Raw genomic sequence first — 673 nt, forward strand, 5'->3', positions numbered from 1 at the left:
CGAATGACAATAATGTCATTTAATTTTAATATCGTATCTTTTTGAGGCAGAATGGACAGATCCTCCCGCAGAATGAGGAAGATCGTGACCTGTTCTGCCTCTTCCATTTCTTCCACGGATTTGCCGGCGAAGCGTTTATCCACGAAGATCTCGGCGATCTCATGAATATCTGCCGCTTTAATATTAGAGAGACTGCTTTTGCGCTGGTACTGTTCCACGAAACCGGCACTGATGATACCGGTGGGGATAGCCACGGCACCGACACCGAGATAGGCGATACAGATCGCCATGATCCGGCCGAGTGTGGTGATGGGATAGATGTCTCCGTAGCCCACGGTGAGCAGCGTTGACATGCTCCACCAGATGCCGCTGAAGGCATTGCGGAATACTTCCGGCTGGGAATCATGTTCCACGCTGTACATGCACAGACTGCTGGCGAGCATCAGAATCAGTACGATGAACACGGAGGAAATGATCTGATTGCGTTTTTCATACAATACCGTAGTGATGACATTGAAGGAATCATACCGTGCATTCAGGCGGAACAAATGGAAGATCCTCGCCACCCGCAGCATCCGGAAGATGACCATGCCGGACAGGAAGAAAAAGGGTAAAATTGTCAGCAGGTCGATAATGCCGTCGAAGGAGATCAGAAACCGCAGCCGGGAGCGGA

Annotated in this window: 1 protein-coding gene; it reads right to left on the minus strand. The window is 50.4% G+C overall.

All coding sequences use genetic code 11. From position 1 onward, the window contains the following. A partial coding sequence (locus DWZ61_RS19430; RefSeq protein ID WP_118540120.1) for an ion transporter occupies positions 1–673 on the minus strand: 673 nt, incomplete at both ends.

The organism is Clostridium sp. AF34-10BH (assembly GCF_003478095.1).
In the GTDB taxonomy this organism is placed as follows: Bacteria; Bacillota; Clostridia; order Lachnospirales; family Lachnospiraceae; genus Acetatifactor; species Acetatifactor acetigignens.